The 15,682-nt window shown below is 69.5% G+C and carries 15 protein-coding genes and 2 pseudogenes; 6 read left to right on the top strand and 11 right to left on the bottom strand.

Going from position 1 to position 15,682, the window contains the following annotated elements; translation table 11 throughout:
* Positions 1-20: 20 nt before the first annotated feature.
* The 5 genes from FHR32_RS16240 to FHR32_RS16220 all read right to left on the bottom strand — a co-directional run bounded on the left by FHR32_RS16240 (position 21) and on the right by FHR32_RS16220 (position 4,371).
* A complete protein-coding gene (locus FHR32_RS16240) occupies positions 21-755 on the bottom strand; it encodes a cytochrome c biogenesis CcdA family protein (RefSeq protein WP_184755076.1) in 735 nt (244 codons plus the stop codon).
* A complete protein-coding gene (locus FHR32_RS16235) occupies positions 745-1,314 on the bottom strand; it encodes a TlpA family protein disulfide reductase (protein ID WP_184755075.1) in 570 nt (189 codons plus the stop codon). Before FHR32_RS16235 ends, FHR32_RS16240 begins: the two co-directional genes overlap by 11 nt.
* Before the next feature lie 56 nt (positions 1,315-1,370).
* A complete protein-coding gene (locus FHR32_RS16230; RefSeq protein ID WP_184755074.1) occupies positions 1,371-2,009 on the bottom strand; it encodes a histidine phosphatase family protein in 639 nt (212 codons plus the stop codon).
* A 152-nt stretch (positions 2,010-2,161) separates the two neighbouring features.
* Entirely contained in the window at positions 2,162-3,340 is a 1,179-nt protein-coding gene (locus FHR32_RS16225) for an acyltransferase family protein (protein WP_246466166.1), read from the bottom strand.
* A gap of 104 nt (positions 3,341-3,444) precedes the next feature.
* Positions 3,445-4,371, bottom strand: a complete 927-nt coding sequence (locus FHR32_RS16220; protein ID WP_184755073.1) for a LysR family transcriptional regulator — start codon at positions 4,369-4,371, stop codon at positions 3,445-3,447.
* Between the two features lie 74 nt (positions 4,372-4,445).
* Here FHR32_RS16220 and FHR32_RS16215 point away from each other — a divergent pair, with 74 nt between their 5' ends.
* A complete protein-coding gene (locus tag FHR32_RS16215; protein WP_184755072.1) occupies positions 4,446-5,411 on the top strand; it encodes an EamA family transporter in 966 nt (321 codons plus the stop codon).
* 444 nt (positions 5,412-5,855) lie between these two features.
* Here the strand turns inward: FHR32_RS16215 and FHR32_RS46695 are convergent.
* A pseudogene (locus tag FHR32_RS46695) lies at positions 5,856-6,164 on the bottom strand (transposase); the annotation flags it as partial.
* Between FHR32_RS46695 and FHR32_RS44420 the strand changes: the two are divergent.
* The 4 genes and pseudogenes from FHR32_RS44420 to FHR32_RS16195 form a co-directional block, all read left to right on the top strand.
* Complete coding sequence (locus tag FHR32_RS44420) at positions 6,163-6,735, top strand: glycosyltransferase (RefSeq protein WP_246466165.1); 573 nt, start codon at positions 6,163-6,165, stop codon at positions 6,733-6,735. The pseudogene FHR32_RS46695 and the gene FHR32_RS44420 overlap by 2 nt on opposite strands.
* Positions 6,633-7,118 (top strand): glycosyltransferase, encoded by a 486-nt coding sequence (locus FHR32_RS44415; protein ID WP_312882393.1) that lies wholly within the window; start codon positions 6,633-6,635, stop codon positions 7,116-7,118. Before FHR32_RS44420 ends, FHR32_RS44415 begins: the two co-directional genes overlap by 103 nt.
* A 186-nt stretch (positions 7,119-7,304) precedes the next feature.
* Positions 7,305-9,452: an RNA polymerase recycling motor ATPase HelR gene (gene helR, locus FHR32_RS16200; protein WP_184755071.1), complete on the top strand. Its 2,148-nt coding sequence runs from the start codon at positions 7,305-7,307 to the stop codon at positions 9,450-9,452.
* A gap of 145 nt (positions 9,453-9,597) precedes the next feature.
* Positions 9,598-10,002 (top strand): annotated as a pseudogene (locus FHR32_RS16195) (transposase); the annotation flags it as partial.
* A 521-nt stretch (positions 10,003-10,523) separates the two neighbouring features.
* Here FHR32_RS16195 and FHR32_RS16190 read toward each other — a convergent pair.
* Both FHR32_RS16190 and hemL read right to left on the bottom strand, forming a co-directional pair.
* On the bottom strand, positions 10,524-10,952 hold the full coding sequence (locus tag FHR32_RS16190; RefSeq protein ID WP_312882392.1) for a DNA-binding protein: 429 nt from the start codon (positions 10,950-10,952) through the stop codon (positions 10,524-10,526).
* Between the two features lie 193 nt (positions 10,953-11,145).
* Positions 11,146-12,444: a glutamate-1-semialdehyde 2,1-aminomutase gene (gene hemL, locus FHR32_RS16185; protein WP_184755069.1), complete on the bottom strand. Its 1,299-nt coding sequence runs from the start codon at positions 12,442-12,444 to the stop codon at positions 11,146-11,148.
* A 364-nt stretch (positions 12,445-12,808) separates the two neighbouring features.
* Here hemL and FHR32_RS16180 point away from each other — a divergent pair, with 364 nt between their 5' ends.
* Positions 12,809-13,087, top strand: coding sequence for a GNAT family N-acetyltransferase (locus FHR32_RS16180; RefSeq protein WP_184755068.1), 279 nt, complete (start codon positions 12,809-12,811; stop codon positions 13,085-13,087).
* 87 nt (positions 13,088-13,174) lie between these two features.
* Here the strand turns inward: FHR32_RS16180 and FHR32_RS16175 are convergent, their stop codons facing one another.
* From FHR32_RS16175 to FHR32_RS16165, 3 genes are all read right to left on the bottom strand, one after another.
* Positions 13,175-13,906, bottom strand: a complete 732-nt coding sequence (locus FHR32_RS16175; protein WP_184755067.1) for a hypothetical protein — start codon at positions 13,904-13,906, stop codon at positions 13,175-13,177.
* An 89-nt stretch (positions 13,907-13,995) separates the two neighbouring features.
* Positions 13,996-14,349 (bottom strand): hypothetical protein, encoded by a 354-nt coding sequence (locus FHR32_RS16170; RefSeq protein WP_184755066.1) that lies wholly within the window; start codon positions 14,347-14,349, stop codon positions 13,996-13,998.
* Between the two features lie 142 nt (positions 14,350-14,491).
* A complete protein-coding gene (locus FHR32_RS16165) occupies positions 14,492-15,538 on the bottom strand; it encodes a CPBP family intramembrane glutamic endopeptidase (protein ID WP_312882391.1) in 1,047 nt (348 codons plus the stop codon).
* Positions 15,539-15,682 lie beyond the last annotated feature (144 nt).

Below are 15,682 nucleotides of genomic sequence, written 5' to 3'. Positions count from 1 at the left end.
GGCCTGCTCGATTCTCTCCATCAGATCACCGGCTCGAATCCGCCGATCCATCCCTGCATCGTCACGACGAGCTCTCCCCAGAGCCCGGTGACGAGCAGCAGGCCGACCGCGACCAGCATGGCCCCGCCCACCCGGGTGATCAGCTGCGAATGGCGGCGGACCGCCTTGAACGTCTGCAGTGCCTTGCGGTAGGCCAGACCGGCCAGAAGGAACGGCAGGCCGAGACCGAGCGCGTAGGCGAAGGCCAGCAGCGCACCGCGTCCGGCACTGCCCTCGGTGAGACCGAGGGTGAGCACGACCCCGAGGGTCGGGCCGATACAGGGCGTCCAGCCGAGGCCGAACACCACGCCGAGCAGCGGCGCCCCCGCGAGACCGGCGGCCGGGACGCGGTGGATGCGGAAGTCTCGTTGGAGGCCGGGGATGACGCCCATGAACGCCAGTCCGAGGACGACGGTCAGCGCGCCCAGCACCCGCGTGATGACCTCGGCGTTGCCGGCCAGCGCCCGGCCGAGCCCGCCGAAGAGCGCCCCTCCGGCCACGAACACCACGGCGAAGCCGAGGATGAACAGCGCGATGCCCGCGACCATGCGCCCACGCCTGGGATCGGCGCTCATTCCGGTCACGTATGACAGGTAGCCGGGGACCAGTGGCAGGACGCAGGGCGACAGGAAGGAGACCAGGCCGGCCACCACCGCGATCGGCAGCGCGAGGACGAGCGACCCGCTCGCCACCGTGCTCACCAGATCAGCGCTCATCGCCGACCTTGGTGACCGTGCTGAGCAGGTCGGTGTACTTGACCGCGCCGAGCGCCCGCGCGGCGATCCGGCCCTGACGGTCGATGATCAGCGTCGACGGGATGGCCGCCGGGGGGACCGTCCCCTGGAAGGAGAGCGCGACCTTGCCCGGCTGGTCGAAGATGCTGGGATAGCCGGACTGCTGGCTACGCTCGAAGGCGAGCGCGTCGGCCTTGCGGTCCTTGAAGTCGATGCCGAGGAACTCCACGCCGTCGGCCTTGGTCTTGGCGGCGATGTCCTTGAGCACCGGAGCCTCGGCCCGGCAGGGGGCGCACCAGGAGGCCCAGAAGTTGAGTACGACGATCTTGCCCTTGTGCGCGGCGAGCGTCGCCGTGCTCCCGTCGAGGGTCTCCCCCTCGACCGGAGGAGCAGGCTTGCGGTCGGCGGCCTCGAACAGGGTGATCCTGCCGTCGCCGGCCACGAAGCGGGTGTCCCCGGACTGCGGCTGCGTCCCCTGGTTGCCGGCGCATCCGGCCACGGTCAGGAGCAGCACGGCAGCGGCGAAGGATTGTGCGCGCATGTGAGGCAGGGTCTCCCTGTACTACAACCGGTAGAGCAGTCACTCTACCGGCGGAGTCACGCGCCCGGCACAGTGGGGCGCTTGGCGAGCGCGCCCGCCGGCTCGCTGTACCCCACGCTGGTCAGCCGGTCTCCCTCGAAGGAGAAGCTGGTGAGACTGGCGAGACCGCACTGCCTGCGACGGGGGTCGTGCGGGAGCCATCTGCCCTCGGCCGCGAGCCGGATGACCCAGATCGGCAGCTGGTGGCTGACCATGATCGCCTCGTGGCCGCGTGCCGTGTCGCGGGCGGTGTCGATCGCACCCTTCATCCGCCGGACCAGATCGACATAGGGCTCGCCCCAGGAGGGGCGCATCGGGTTCCACAGGTGGCGGTAGTGGCGCGGGCTGCGGAAGACCCCGTCGCCGTTGCCGACCGGGACGCCCTCGAAGATGTTCTCCGCCTCGATGAGGCGCTCGTCGAGCGTGACCTCCAAACCGAAGGTCGCGGCGAGCGGGGCGGCGGTCTCCTGCGCCCGCTCCAGCGGGGAGGAGAACAGGGCGACGACGTCGCGCCCCGCGACCGACTTGGCAACCGTCTCGGCCATCTGCCTGCCGGTCTCCGAGAGGTGGTAGCCGGGCAGCCTGCCGTACAGGATGTTCGTGGGGTTGTGCACCTCACCGTGACGCAGGAGGTGAACGACGGTGGTCTCAGCCATGGTGTCGCAAGCCTACCGACTGGTATGGAGCCACGTGCGGTGGGGTGGCCGGCGCCGGGTTCTGTTTTCCGGACCGGATACGGAGCAGGATCGTCAAGGCGGCGGCCGTGACGATCCGAGGTGGGCACAGGCTCGTCCGGGGTCAGGCGGCGTCACCTTCCTTCTCCGGATCGGATCCGCGGCACCTCGCCTGGGAGGGCGTCCGGTGCGGGGTCCCGGGGAGAAGGCCGGGCCAGCCTTCTGCCGAGGCGCTGGGCGGGGAGCTCGATCAGGCGGTGGGTCAGGTAGCAGAGCGGCACCAGGACGAGGAAGAACACCGGAAGGTTCGGGCTCACCCGCAGCAGGAGCGGATGGAGCAGATAGAGGGAGAAGCTGATCACCCCGAGGTGGGCGAGCCACCGGGGGAACGGCCTGCGGCGCAGCGCGAACGCGGCCGCGAAGAAGCCGGCGGCCAGCAGGATCGCCGGTGCCCAGCCGGGGTCGTCCTTGGCGAAGACCCCGCAGGCCAGGACCGTCAGCACGGCGACGACGGCGGTACGCCACCGGATCGTCCCCTGCTCGGCCCGGTACACGGCCGTGCCGGCGAACATCATGGCCAGGATGATCAGCCCCTGCCACGCGCCGATCCGGCTGCCCAGGACCACCAGTGCCAGGCCGAGGATGCCGCCCGTCACCGCGGCGGCCGAGCGCGTCCCGCCGCGTGCCCTCGCCGACACGGCGATGACCACGACGACCGCGATGCCCAGGAGTGCGGCGACCAGGTCGGCGCGGCCCTTGATGGTCGCCCCCGGCAGCAGGAGCCCGAGAGGTACGGCCGGCAGCGCCAGGGCGATCGCGGCCGTGGCCGACCGGTGCGCCTGCCGCATGGTGAACAGCCCGACCGCCAGCAGGTAGAACGCCATCTCGTACGAGAGCGTCCACATCACGTCGATGACCGCGGGCACGCCGAGCAGTTCCTGCAGCATCGTCACGTTCCCGAGAACCACGAGGGGGAGGGGGCGCACGCTCAGGCCCGGATGGAGGGCGAACAGGCCCCCGTACGCGAGGAGGAGCGCCAGACAGAACGCGGTGAGCAGCAGAGGCAGGAGGCGGAAGGCCCTACCGGTCCAGAAAGCCCGCAGGTCACCGCGGCGCTCCAGAGACGCGGGGATGATATAGCCGCTGACCAGGAAGAACACGAAGACGCCCCAGGTGCCGACGTCGATCCTGCGGTCCACCTCGGCCCAGATGCCCGGCAGGAAGGTCCAGGCGGAGTGGTGCAGCGCGACGGCCAGCGCTGCGGGTCCTCGCAGCGCGTCCAGCCAGGCCAGCCGGGAGGGGGTCGGGGGCATCTGCTCGACTTTAGGCGATAGACCTTGCTTCCCGGGCGTCACCTGGCCTGCGGCGGCGACCTGGAGCACGGCCGGCATCGCCGAACGCCCCCGCGTGCCATGCGTTACGAGAGAAGCGGTTCCTCGACCGGCTGGTGGGCGGCCGAGGCCGCCCGGAGCGCGTCGACGGCGGCCCTGATCGCCGGGCGGCGGGCCGCGTCGCTCCGCCAGAGCGCGTAGATCTTGCGGATCGGACGCGGCAGGATCGGGACGACCCGCACTCCCGCGGGGATGAAGTCACGGCCGAGTCGAGGGATGATGGCGCACCCCTGTCCGGCCGCGACAAGGGCGAGATGGGTCGGATACTCGTCGGCCATGCAGGCGATGTCCGGCTCCAGCCCGGCAGAACGCAGCGTGTAGACCAGCCAGTCGTGGCAGACGGTGCCAGGCGAGGAGCTGATCCACCGCTCCCCGGCCAGCTCGGCCAGCTCGATCTCCGACCGCGCGGCCAGCGGGTGGGTTTCGGGCAGGATCACGTCCGCGATGTCGTCGAAGAGCGACGCTCTCGACAGCCCCTCGGGGATGGCCATCGGCCGGTTCACCCAGTCCTGGACCACCGCGAGGTCGAGCTCGCCTCTGGCCACCTCACGGAGCTGGCGTTCGGGCTCGCGTTCGATGAGCTGGAGCCGGAGATCGGGGTGGCGCTCCCGCAGGTGGACCAGCGCCGCGGGCAGCAGCCCCCGGGCCGCCGTGGGGAAGGCGCCGATGCTCAGCCGTCCCACGACCTCTCCGCGCAGCGCCTCAAAGTCGGCTTCGGCGGTCTCCACCAGCGCGAGAATGCGCTCGGCATGGTCGGCGAGCAGCCCGGCCGCGTCGGTCAGCCGCACTCCGCGCCCGTTGCGCTCCAGCAGCGTCGCTCCGGTCTCCCGCTCCAGCTTGGCGAGCTGCTGCGACACCGCGGACGGGGTCACCATGAGCGCGTCGGCCGCCGCGCCGACCGACCCGTAGACGGACACGGCGTGCAGGGCTTTGAGACGGTTGAGGTCCAACATGTAAGTGATTCTAAATGAGTAGGGTAAGAAAGTCTCGCTTGTGCTGAATTATCGCTGCGGACAAGCATGAAGAGATGCGGACCAGACATCTCTTCCTGGCCATCGGCCTCGCCGCCGTCTGGGGTTTCAACTTCGTGGTCATGGAAGCAGGACTCAGGCACTTCCCGCCGCTGTTCTACGTGGCGCTGCGGTTCACCCTGGCAGCTTTCCCCGCGCTGCTGTTCGTCGGCGGCCCGCGGGTGCCCTGGCGGTGGGTGCTGGCCGCCGGGGCCACGCTCGGCGTCACCCAGTACGGCCTGCTCCTGCTGGGCATGCGGGCGGGCATGCCCGCCGGCCTCACCTCGCTCGTCGTCCAGGTCCAGGCCGTCTTCACCGTGATCCTCGCGGTGGTCCTGCTCGGGGAACGCGTCACCGCCCGCCGGATCACCGGAATGGCCGTCGCGTTCGCGGGGCTGGCCATGGTCGCCCTGGACCTGGGCGGCGGTGGTCCGATCGGCGCGCTCGTCCTGGTCATCGGCGCGGCACTCGGCTGGGGCGCGGGCAACATCGCGGTCAGGAAGGCGTCTCCTCCGGACTCGCTGCGCTTCATGGTCTGGCTGAGCGCGGTGGCTGCGGTTCCGATGATGGCCCTGTCCCTGCTGGCGGAGGGGGTCCCCCGGCTGGAGTTCTCCACGGAGGGGACCCTGTCGGTGCTCTACGTGGCGCTTGTCTCCACTCTCGGCGGCTTCGGCGTCTGGGGCTTCCTGCTCAAACGCTACGACGCCTCGGTGGTCGCCCCCTACAGCCTGCTTGTCCCCATCTTCGGCATGTCGTCGGCCGCGCTGTTCGACGGCGAACCCGTCTCCCCTCTGAAGCTCGCCGCCGCCGCACTCATCCTCTCCGGCGTCCTCTACTCCAGCACCCGCCCCCGCGGTACGGCCCACGCCGTCCCCGCTCCCCCGCGCCCTCGGCGGTGGACCGTCCCTCGCGTCCCCGTCTCCCTGACCAGCGCGCGAGTCTCCGGGCCACAGGAGGAAGCCCCGGCCGGCGAGCGCCTCTGACGGTCGCGCTGCGCTGGCCGGTGATTGTGCGCGTTCCGGCTTGTTGGTGTTCGTGCTGTCGGTGTTCGCGCTGCGGGTGTTCCGGGGTTTTCGCTGTTCGCGCTGCGGTGGGTGGGTGTTCCGGCCGGCCGTCGCAGTCACCGTCCGGTATTTCAGGCCTCCGGCCTGGCGGGCGCGGTGGTCGCGCTTTTTTACAAGCCGGCCGGAACACCCACCCACCTCCGCGCCAGACCGCCTCGCCGTACGGCAGGCGGGCCGTAGCCGCTCGCTCTCGGGCCGCCCATCGATCTCGCTGACGCTGAAGCAATCCGCGCGGGACCGCTCAGGGTTGATCGCCGCCGCTGAAGCCTCCCTTTCGAAAGGAGCGCAGGGCTGGCCGTGTCGGGGGGAGGCGACAGCGCATGGCGGTGAGTTCTGGTAGCGATCCGCCGTGGCGCGAAACGTCAGCACCCGGCGGTGCAGCCGGTCGAAGACCCCCGCCCGCTGCCACCGCTCCAGGCGGCGCCAGCAGGTCTGTCCGGAGCCGAACCCCAGCTCGGGCGGCAGCAGTTGCCAGGCGATGTCGTTGTGTTGTTGCGAGTGAAGAGGGTGGAGAACTTCTCGTTCCGCGGCTGCATCCGTAGGCCCAAAGGAGAGTGCCCACTCCTTTCCACTCTCAACGTATAGCGCACCGGGGGGCTTGCGGCAAGACCCGGGTCGTGCTGCAGAATCGTCGGCCGAGGCCGGAACCTGCGGAAATGGGGGATGCGAAATGCGGGTGTTGGTGTCGACGTATGGGTCGCGCGGGGACGTCGAACCGCTGGTGGGACTCGCGGTGCGGTTGCGGGAACTCGGCGCGGAGGTGCGGGTGTGCGCGCCGCCGGACGAGGACTTCGCGCAGCGGCTGGCCGGTGTCGGCGTGCCGCTGGTGCCGGTCGGCCAGTCGGCGCGCGCGCTGACGACTACGGCGCCGCCGCCGTCGTCGGCGGACCTGCCCCGGCGCGCGGCCGAGTTGATCGCCAGCCAGTTCGACGCGGTCACCGCGGCGGCCGAGGGATGTGACGCGCTGGTGGCGACCGGCATGATGCCGGCCGCGGCCGGCGCGCGGTCGGTGGCCGAGAAACTGGGCATCCGCTCCGTGTCCGTGACCTTCCAGCAGCTCACCCTGCCGTCGCCGCACCACCCGCCGCTGGCGTATCCGGGCCGGCCGTTCCCGCCGGAGGTGACCGACAACCGGGTGCTGTGGGACTTGGACGCCCAGAGCATCAACGCGCTGTTCGGTGCGGCACTCAACACGAACCGTGCGTCGATCGGCCTGCCAGCGGCTGGGCCGACCTGGCCCTGATCGACGACCGGGACGACTGCTTCGTCGTCGGCGAGGTCAACCAGCAGGCACTGTTCGGCCGGGTGGCCGCCGTCGTGCACCACGGCGGCGCGGGCACGACGACGACGGCCGCCCGGGTCGGCGCGCCCCAGGTGGTGGTACCCCAGGCGGCGGACCAGCCGTACTGGGCCGGCCGGGTGGCCGACCTGGGCATCGGCGCGGCACACGACGGTCCGGCTCCGACCTTCGAGTCCCTGTCGGCCGCGCTCAGAACGGCCCTGGCCTCCGAGACCCGCGCACGAGCAACAGCCGTGGCCGGCACGATCCGCACCGACGGGGCGACGGTGGCCGCGAGGCTGCTGCTCGACGCGGTCAGCCGAGAAAGGCCGCCAGTGTCCGCGTGAACCACGCGGGATCGTCGAGCCAGGACCCGGAACACGAGAACCTACAAACCCTGGCGACCTGAACCGACAACGGCCGGGGGCCACGTCAGGCGGAGCGTTGCCCGTCATGGCCACCAGGTTCGTCACGCCGGTTCAGACGCCTTGGTGCGCAATGGTCGCAAGCGACCTCAGATCGGAGCCGATGACATGAACCCCCTGACTACCAGCGCGTTTGACCTTCCCGACCACCTCTCCCCCAAGGCCGACCCGACGCTGATCGCCGGCGATGAGCAGCACTTCGCGGCCATCTCGGAGAGCCTCGAGCAGTCGATCGCCGAACTGTCCGACCGCCTCGATGCCGAGCGCAAGGCGCCCGGCGGCATAGGCCGGCAGGCGATGGACCGGGACATGGAGATCCACCGGCTGACCGCTCGCCTGCGCGCACTGCGTCGCTTCGGTTTGGACCTGTGCCTCGGACACATGGTCAGCGCAGACAACCCCGAGCCCGTGTACGTCGGACGACTTGGCCTTACGGACAGCGCGGGTCGTCGGCTGCTGCTCGACTGGCGCTCCCCCGCGGCCGAGCCGTTCTTCGGAGCCACCCACGCCAACCCGATGGGTCTGGCAAGCCGCCGCAGGTATCGCTGGACCCGCGGCCGGATCAGCGACTACTGGGACGAGGTGTTCACCTCGGACGGACTTGTCGGGCACGCCGCGCTCGACGACCAGTCCGCCTTCATCGCCAGCCTGGGCAGCAACCGGTCGGCCCGGATGCGAGACGTGCTCGGCACCATCCAGGCCGACCAGGACGCCATCATCCGCGCGGGATCCCGCGGCGCTCTCGTCGTCGACGGCGGTCCGGGTACGGGGAAGACCGTCGTCGCTCTGCACCGCTCCGCCTACCTCCTCTACTCCGACCCTCGCCTCGGTCATCACCGGGGCGGCGTGCTGTTCGTCGGTCCGCACCAGCCGTACCTGGCGTACGTCGCCGACGTCCTCCCCAGCCTCGGAGAGGAGGGCGTGCAGACCTGCACCCTGCGGGACTTCGTCGCCGAGGGAGCCGTAGCAGCGATCGAGGCCGACCCGGGCGTGGCCCGCCTGAAGTCGTCCGCGGACCTGGTGAAGGTGATCGAGCCGGCCGTCAGGTTCTATGAGAATCCGCCCACCAAGGGGATGACGGTCACCACCCACTGGTCGGACATCTGGCTGAGCGTCGACGATTGGGCCGAGGCGTTCGAAACACCAGACCCCGGCACTCCGCACAACGAGGCGCGCGACCAGATCTGGGAGGAGCTGCTCACGATCCTGATGGACAAGCACGACGACGACGCCCCGGCTCACCTGCTTCGCAAGTCGCTGCTGCAGAACAGGGAGCTGCTCACGACCTTCAACCGCGCGTGGCCGCTGATCGAAGCGGCTGACCTCGTCGGAGACCTGTGGTCGGTACCCGCCTACCTGCGGAAGTGCGCTCCCTGGCTCAGCCGCGATGACGTTCAGGCGCTGCAGCGCGAGGACGCCCAGGCCTGGACGGTGTCCGACCTGCCGCTCCTGGACGCGGCACGGCAGCGGCTCGGCGACCCGGAGGCGTCACGACGTAAGCGCCGGCATGACGCCGCTGTCGCCGCCCAACGCGAGCGCATGGCGCAGGTCGTCGACAACCTGGTCGAGGCCGATGACGACGGTGAAGGTTTGGTGACGATGCTGCGCGGACAGGACATACAGAACTCCCTGGTCGACGAGACCGCACTGCCCAGCATCGCCCCGGACCTGCTCGCCGGCCCGTTCGCGCACATCGTCGTGGACGAGGCTCAGGAGCTGACCGACGCGGAGTGGCAGATGTTGCTGCTCCGGTGCCCGTCCCGGAGCTTCACCATCGTCGGTGATCGTGCCCAGGCCAGGCACGGGTTCACGGAGTCGTGGCAGGAACGGCTCGAGCGGATCGGGCTCGACCGGATCAACCTGGCCTCCCTGAGCATCAACTACCGGACGCCGGAAGAAATCATGGCGGAAGCCGAGCCGGTCATCCGGGCCGTGCTCCCGGACGCCAACGTGCCGACCTCCATCCGCAGCAGCGGCGTTCCCGTCGTACACGGATCTGCTGCGGATCTGGGCTCGATCCTCGACACCTGGCTCGCCGCGCATGCCGACGGGATCGCCTGCGTCATCGGCGATCCCACGTTCCAGGAGACGTCCCGCGTCCGGTCGCTGACCCCGGAGCTGTCGAAGGGGCTCGAGTTCGACCTGGTCGTCCTCATCGACCCAGAGGCGTTCGGCAAGGGCATCGAAGGAGCGGTCGACCGCTATGTCGCGATGACCCGAGCGACCCAGCAACTCGTCATCCTCACGAGCTCCTGACGTCGGCCGGACGAACGCCCACTCCCGGCCGAGTTGGTGGCGTTCCTGGACGCCGGCACACCACCGATGGGACCGTCATCGGGTCACCTGCCCGCGTGGCGCGGTCAGTGTCTCCTGGTCTGATCAGCGCAAATCCAACGGAACCCCGATCACCCAGATCCGTTTTTCCAACGACGACTGCGGTCCATGCCCGGTACGCCAGGCATGCACACGCGCTGCCCACGGCAAGTACGGCCGCACCCTGACCCTGTTACCCCAGCCTCTGCAACAGGTGCTGGAGCAGCGCCGATACGACCAGCAGACCCAGGAATGGAAGGACCGCTATGCCGTCCGGGCAGGGGTGGAAGGAACGATCTCCCAAGCTGTCCGGGCCACCCAGATCCGTCGGACTCGTTACCACGGCCTGCCCAAGACCGCACTTGGGCACGTCTTCACCGCCACCGCGATCAACCTCATCCGCCTGGATGCCTGGTGGACCGGCACCACACGCGGCCGTACCCGCATCTCGCACCTGACCCGACTCGCCTGCGATCTCGGCCTGGCAGCCTGATGTCAATCGGCCAACAGAGTCCTTCAGGGAGCGGAGGAGTCACGAAGACGTAGCCCGCCTGGACCGGCCGGAGGTGGCGGAGTCGGCGTCCAGGACCGCGTCGTCGGCGCCGCCAGAGGAGCGCCCATGGGTACGGGAGCGACGGAGCACCGACTTTCTACGGCGCTTGGCCCTGCGCTCCTTTCGAAAGGGAGGCTTCAGCGGCGGCGATCAACCCTGAGCGGTCCCGCGCGGATTGCTTCAGCGTCAGCGAGATCGATGGGCGGCCCGAGAGCGAGCGGCTACGGCCCGCACGCCGTACGGCGAGACGGTCTGGCGCGGAGGTGGGTGGGTGTTCCGGCCGGCTTGTAAAAAAGCGTAACCACCGCGCCCGCCAGGCCGGAGGCCTGAAACACCGGACGGTGACTGCGACGGCCGGCCGGAACACCCACCCACCGCAGCGCGAACAGCGAAAACCCCGGAACACCCGCAGCGCGAACACCGACAGCACGGACAACCGGGCCGCCGCCCGGCCCCGGAACCTACTCCGTCTCCGCCCCCACACGACCCGCCAGCCGTTCGTAGCGTTGCCGGGCGGCCTGGGACGTGCCCAGCCCCAGCCCGAACGCGATCTCCTGCCAGGTGAGCCCGCGCCCCCGCGCCATCAGCAGGAGGCCCGCCTCCAACTGGTCCATCTCCGCACGCGCCAGTGGGATGAGGGTCAGGGCGGCGGTGATGTCGGCGTTGTCCACCTCCGGCTCGCCGTCCTCCAGGAGCGCGCCGCCTCCCGCGAGGAGCGACACGAGCCTGATGGCCTCGTGCGGGCCGAGAACGTCGGGATGGACCTGGCGGGAGCGCTGCGCCCCGGTGGCCGCGTGCCTTTCGGCAATCCGGAAGAGGGACGCGTACACCCGATGCGCTCGCGCCTTGCCGGGGTCAGGAGGAGCGAAGGGATCGGATTCGGTATTCACACAGCCATCATGATTGCTTGAATTATTTGTTGTCAACAGATTGAGTTGAACAACTTGTTCATGTGAAGATCGCGAGCTGTTCGGGCAGGGACGGGACGCACCCCTCGCCATCAACGGCAGAAGTGAAAGAAACGGACGGCTGACCGTCCCGGTCCCCTTCCCCCCTCGACATCGATCTGGACGGGCTGACCCGCTAGGAGGACGCCTGGGCGGCGGCCTTGGCGGCGAGAGGGAGGGCCTCGGCGACGCGGGACAGGGCCTCGTCGTCGTGCGCGGCCGACAGGAACCATGCCTCGTAGGCCGACGGGGGCAGGTAGACGCCCTGGTCGAGCATGGCGTGGAAGAACGCCCGATAGGCGGCGGTGTCCTGCTTCTGGGCACCGGCGAAGTCGGTGACCTGGTCCTCGGTGAAGAAGATGGAGAACAGGCTGCCCGCGCGCTGCAGGCGGTGCGGCACACCGGCGGCGGCCAAGGCGTCGGCGGCTGCGCGGCCGATGATCAGGGCGGCGGCGTCGACGCGGTCGTAGACGTCGTCGTCGCAGGCGCGCAGCGTGGCCAGACCGGCGGCGCATGCCAGCGGGTTACCGGACAGGGTACCGGCCTGGTAGACCGGGCCCTCGGGAGCGAGGTGGGCCATCACGTCGGCGCGTCCGCCGAAGGCGGCGGCGGGCAGGCCGCCGCCCATGACCTTTCCGAAGGTCATCAGGTCGGCGTCCACCGGGTCGAGCCCGTACCAGCCGGACTCCGAGACTCGGAAGCCGGTGAGCACCTCGTCGACGATGAGCAGTGCACCGTGCGCGGTGCAGAGCTCGCGGAGCCTGGCGTTGAACCCGTCCAGCGGCGGGACGACGCCCATGTTGGCCGGGCAGGCCTCGGTGATCACACATGCGATCTCGGCGCCGAAGGTCTCAAAGGCCTCGGCCACGGCCTCGATCGAGTTGTACGGCAGGACCACGGTGTCGGCGGCCGAGGCACCGGTCACGCCGGGGGTGTCGGGCAGGCCGAAGGTGACCAGGCCGGATCCGGCGGAGGCGAGCAGGGCGTCCACATGGCCGTGGTAGCAGCCGGCGAACTTGACGACCTTGGACCGGCCGGTGAATCCGCGGGCCAGCCGTACGGCGGACATGGTGGCCTCGGTGCCGGAGCTGACCAGGCGGATCTTCTCCACCGGGTCCACCCGCTCGACGATCTCCTCGGCGAGCTCGACCTCGCCGGGCGTCGCCGTACCGAACGAGGTGCCCGCAGCGAGGGCCTCCTGCAGTGCCTCGATGACGGCCGGGTGCCGGTGACCGAGGATCATCGGCCCCCAGGAGCAGACCAGGTCCACGTAGCGGTTGCCGTCCACGTCGGTGATGTAGGGCCCTTGGCCCGACGCCATGAAGCGAGGGGTGCCGCCGACGGCGCCGAAGGCACGGACCGGGGAGTTGACGCCTCCCGGGACGATCTCGCGTGCGCGGGCGAACAGGTCCTCGGAGTTCTCAGTACGGCTCACGCCCTCCAGGGTAGTCACGGCAACGACAGCCTCCGCCGCCGGTGGCCAACCGGCCGGCATGACACGGATCTCCACCGAGGCGCCCTGCCCGGCTGCGCCTTCGACCCGCGGCTCACTCCCGCGCCGGAGGCGGCTCCCTCTCACGGATGAGCCGCGAGACCACTCTCGTCGGCGATCCCCTCAGAGTCCGCGATCTCCAGGATTGGTCTCGGCAGACAGAGCGCCCTCTCAGGACTCTCCGGTACGGTCACCGCCTGTGCCGGAGCCGCCACCCGAGTGCCTGCTTCCTCCCTAAAAGGGATCGCGGAGTACCGCAACGAGGGCGGCTACCCCGACTTCGACCATCTCGACGTCCGCGAACCGGATGCATTCGCTGACCACGTCGCCGCCCTCCGACACGATCGGCTATGACATCCGCCCCTCCGGCCGCAGGCAAGGCCACGCCACCGCGATGCTCGCCGCCGCATTGCCCGTCGCGGGCGGACTCGGGATCAGCCCGGCGCTGGCGACGGTCCGTCTCCGCACCCTCGCCGGCCGGAAAGTGATCGAGGCGAACGGCGGGCGGCTCATCCACCAGCGCGACGATCGGCTGTACTTTCACCTGCCCACCGGCGGTGACCACGACCGGGCAACAACGGTCTGAGCCGCGCACCGGCAGCCCGTCACGCGGCGAGTAGTTCCCACCGGGAAACGCCCTGGCGACTCCGTCCCGGCATGGTGGACCGGCCGGTCACCAGTCGTGGAGCGAGCCGAATAGCATCCAACCAGCGATCCCGGTGAAGAAGACGCCGAACACGATCTCCATGACGAAACCAACCCCGGTGTCCAGGCCGTAGGCCAAGGCATCCGTCGTCATGCTCACCGGCACGATACTCATGAACATCCAGGCGAACGTGCGGAAGGCGAGCATGAAGAACCCATCCCACCAGCCGAACAGCAGCCCCCACAGCAGGACCCCGAGGCCGAAAAAGGCCAGGGACAGCCAGTAGCCGAGCGTTTCGCCGGACTCCGGCAGGAACCACTGCGTTCCACCCATCACCTCCACGCCGACGACCTCCCCGCGCCAGAGCCGCAGTGTGGCCGGTTGTCCCTCCTGGGCCTTGCGGTAGAAGCTCGACGACACGTCGCGGGTCTGCCGGGAACCGTTGGCCCGCTGCCAGGTGACCTCATAGTGGGTGGTCGTGGTCGTGGTCGTGTTGCCGTTGGCATCGGTGTTCGTCGTCGTCGTGGTATAGGTGCGCCGGCCGGCAATGGAGCCCGGCTCGTTGCCGAAACAGTCGCCGACGCCCCGCCCGCACGCCACGACCTCGCGAAACTCCTGGGTCTGCCGATACGGGTCGGCGGCGGCGGCGAGGGCCGCCACGACCATACTCAGACCGACCGCGACCACGATCCACCGCCCGAGGGAACGCTTGGGCAACGATCCGCGGCGCGGCAGTCGACGGTACCGGCGGAGCCTCATGACCCATCCCCATAACGATCACCCATGCATGGTGTTCAATCGCTGTCTCCATGATGCTCGCTCGCGGTTCGTGGCGGACCCCCTTCGGCCTATGTCCCTTTCTCCAGCAGGGCTGCCTCGATGGTGAGAGCCACTCTTTGGATGACTTCGGAAGGGGTTTGCGCGATCGCTTGGGCCAGCAAGGTCACCAGCATCGTCATGACCTCCAGGTTCGCGCTCATGCTGCGGCTGTGGAGCTCCTGCACAGCGCGCAGGGTCTCCTGAAGGTCCCGCTCCTCTCCGGGCTGCAAGGGCGTGCTCAAGCTGAGCCTCACGGGGCTCACCTGGTTCACCTCAGCGATCTCATCCCTGAGCTGCTCCGCCGATCGGTCGCCTCGGTTGGCCACGAGGGTCAACGCCCGCAGGAAATCGGCGAAGATCTCCCGCGTGGTTGTGGCGTCCAACTGCTTCCAATAAGGGTTGACCTGGCCAAGCAGTGCGTCGGCGTGACCGGCGCACAATACGTGGACCAGCGCACGAAGGCTTCGAACCTCCGTGCGCTGACCACGGGCCAATCGCTCACGACCCCCATTCTGCCTGTGCCTCCTAGGACGCGAACCCGGACTGCTCGAGCGCGGGGGTGCGCGCCGGGCCGGTCTTGCGGGTGCGGATCCAGATCACCGCACTGAAGATCGCGATCAGCGCGATCGGCAGCAGGAAGACGGCCGAGCCAACGCCCGCCGAGCGGTCGCCGCCGGAGACCGGGTCGGTGTGCATCGTCAGGGACAGTAGGAATGCGAGCGTGTTGTTCGCGGCATGCATCACGATCGAGGTTTCCAGGCCCCCGGTGCGCCAGGTGATGAAGGCCCAGCCGACGGCGAGCGCAAGGTAGTAGGCGTTCAGCCATATGTCGGTGGAGAGGTGGATCGCGGCGAACACGATCGCCGAGACGGTGATGCCCAGCACGAGCGAGGTGCGCGGTCCGCGGCCCCAGCTCCCGGCGACGCGGAACACCAGGCCGCGGAGGCCGTACTCCTCGCCGGCCGCCTGGTACGGCGTGACGACGACGGTGATCACGAATAGGAGGATCAGGTCGGAGATAGCCCAGTCGGCCAGCTGGTAGGGCGAGACGGCCGTGAAGATCGCCATGTACACGGCCCAGACGGGGAACACGATCATCACGGCGCGGCCGATGATCGCGGGGCGTAGCGTCGAGGCGACGGAGTTCAGCGAGGAGCCCTTCACGCCGTACAGCCAACGCTGGATGAACATGCTCCACGGGATGAGGATCGCGATCGAGAGGGCGTTGCCCAGCTGCATGATCGGAGTGAACTCAGTGCCGCCGGCGATGACGTTGTGCCGGCCCAACACGTGAAGGTCGATCTGGCCGCCGACGTAGCCGATGATGCCGCCGAAGCCGAACAGGCCGACGAGCAGCAGCACGATCGCCAGGATGCCGCGGCCGATGCGCCGCTTGTCGCTCTGCAGCACGCGGTGGTATTCGACGCCCGGCGGGACGGGACGAGGGCCACGGCGACGCAGCTGCGTTGCGGAGCCAGCGCTTTGCGAGACCGACGCGGCGGGCGTGGTGGGAGTGTGGTTCTGAGTCATGATTTCAGCCTCTTCGAACGCGGCCGCGCGGGGCAGTGCCACGGATCACCGGTTCCGGTGCGGTTCGCACGGCGCGGGCGTGACGTTTGTCATATGCCGCGCGCGGGCCGGTCCGCGATACCCCTTCGTCGTACGGTGGGAACTCGCGTATGCAGTCAGCGTAGAGGCTGCGAGCTGACACGCGTC

The sequence above is a fragment of the Streptosporangium album genome (genome assembly GCF_014203795.1).
Lineage (GTDB): Bacteria > Actinomycetota > Actinomycetes > Streptosporangiales > Streptosporangiaceae > Streptosporangium > Streptosporangium album.
The sequence above is the reverse complement of the archived record's forward strand: the minus strand, read 5'-3'. Positions and strand labels throughout refer to the sequence as shown.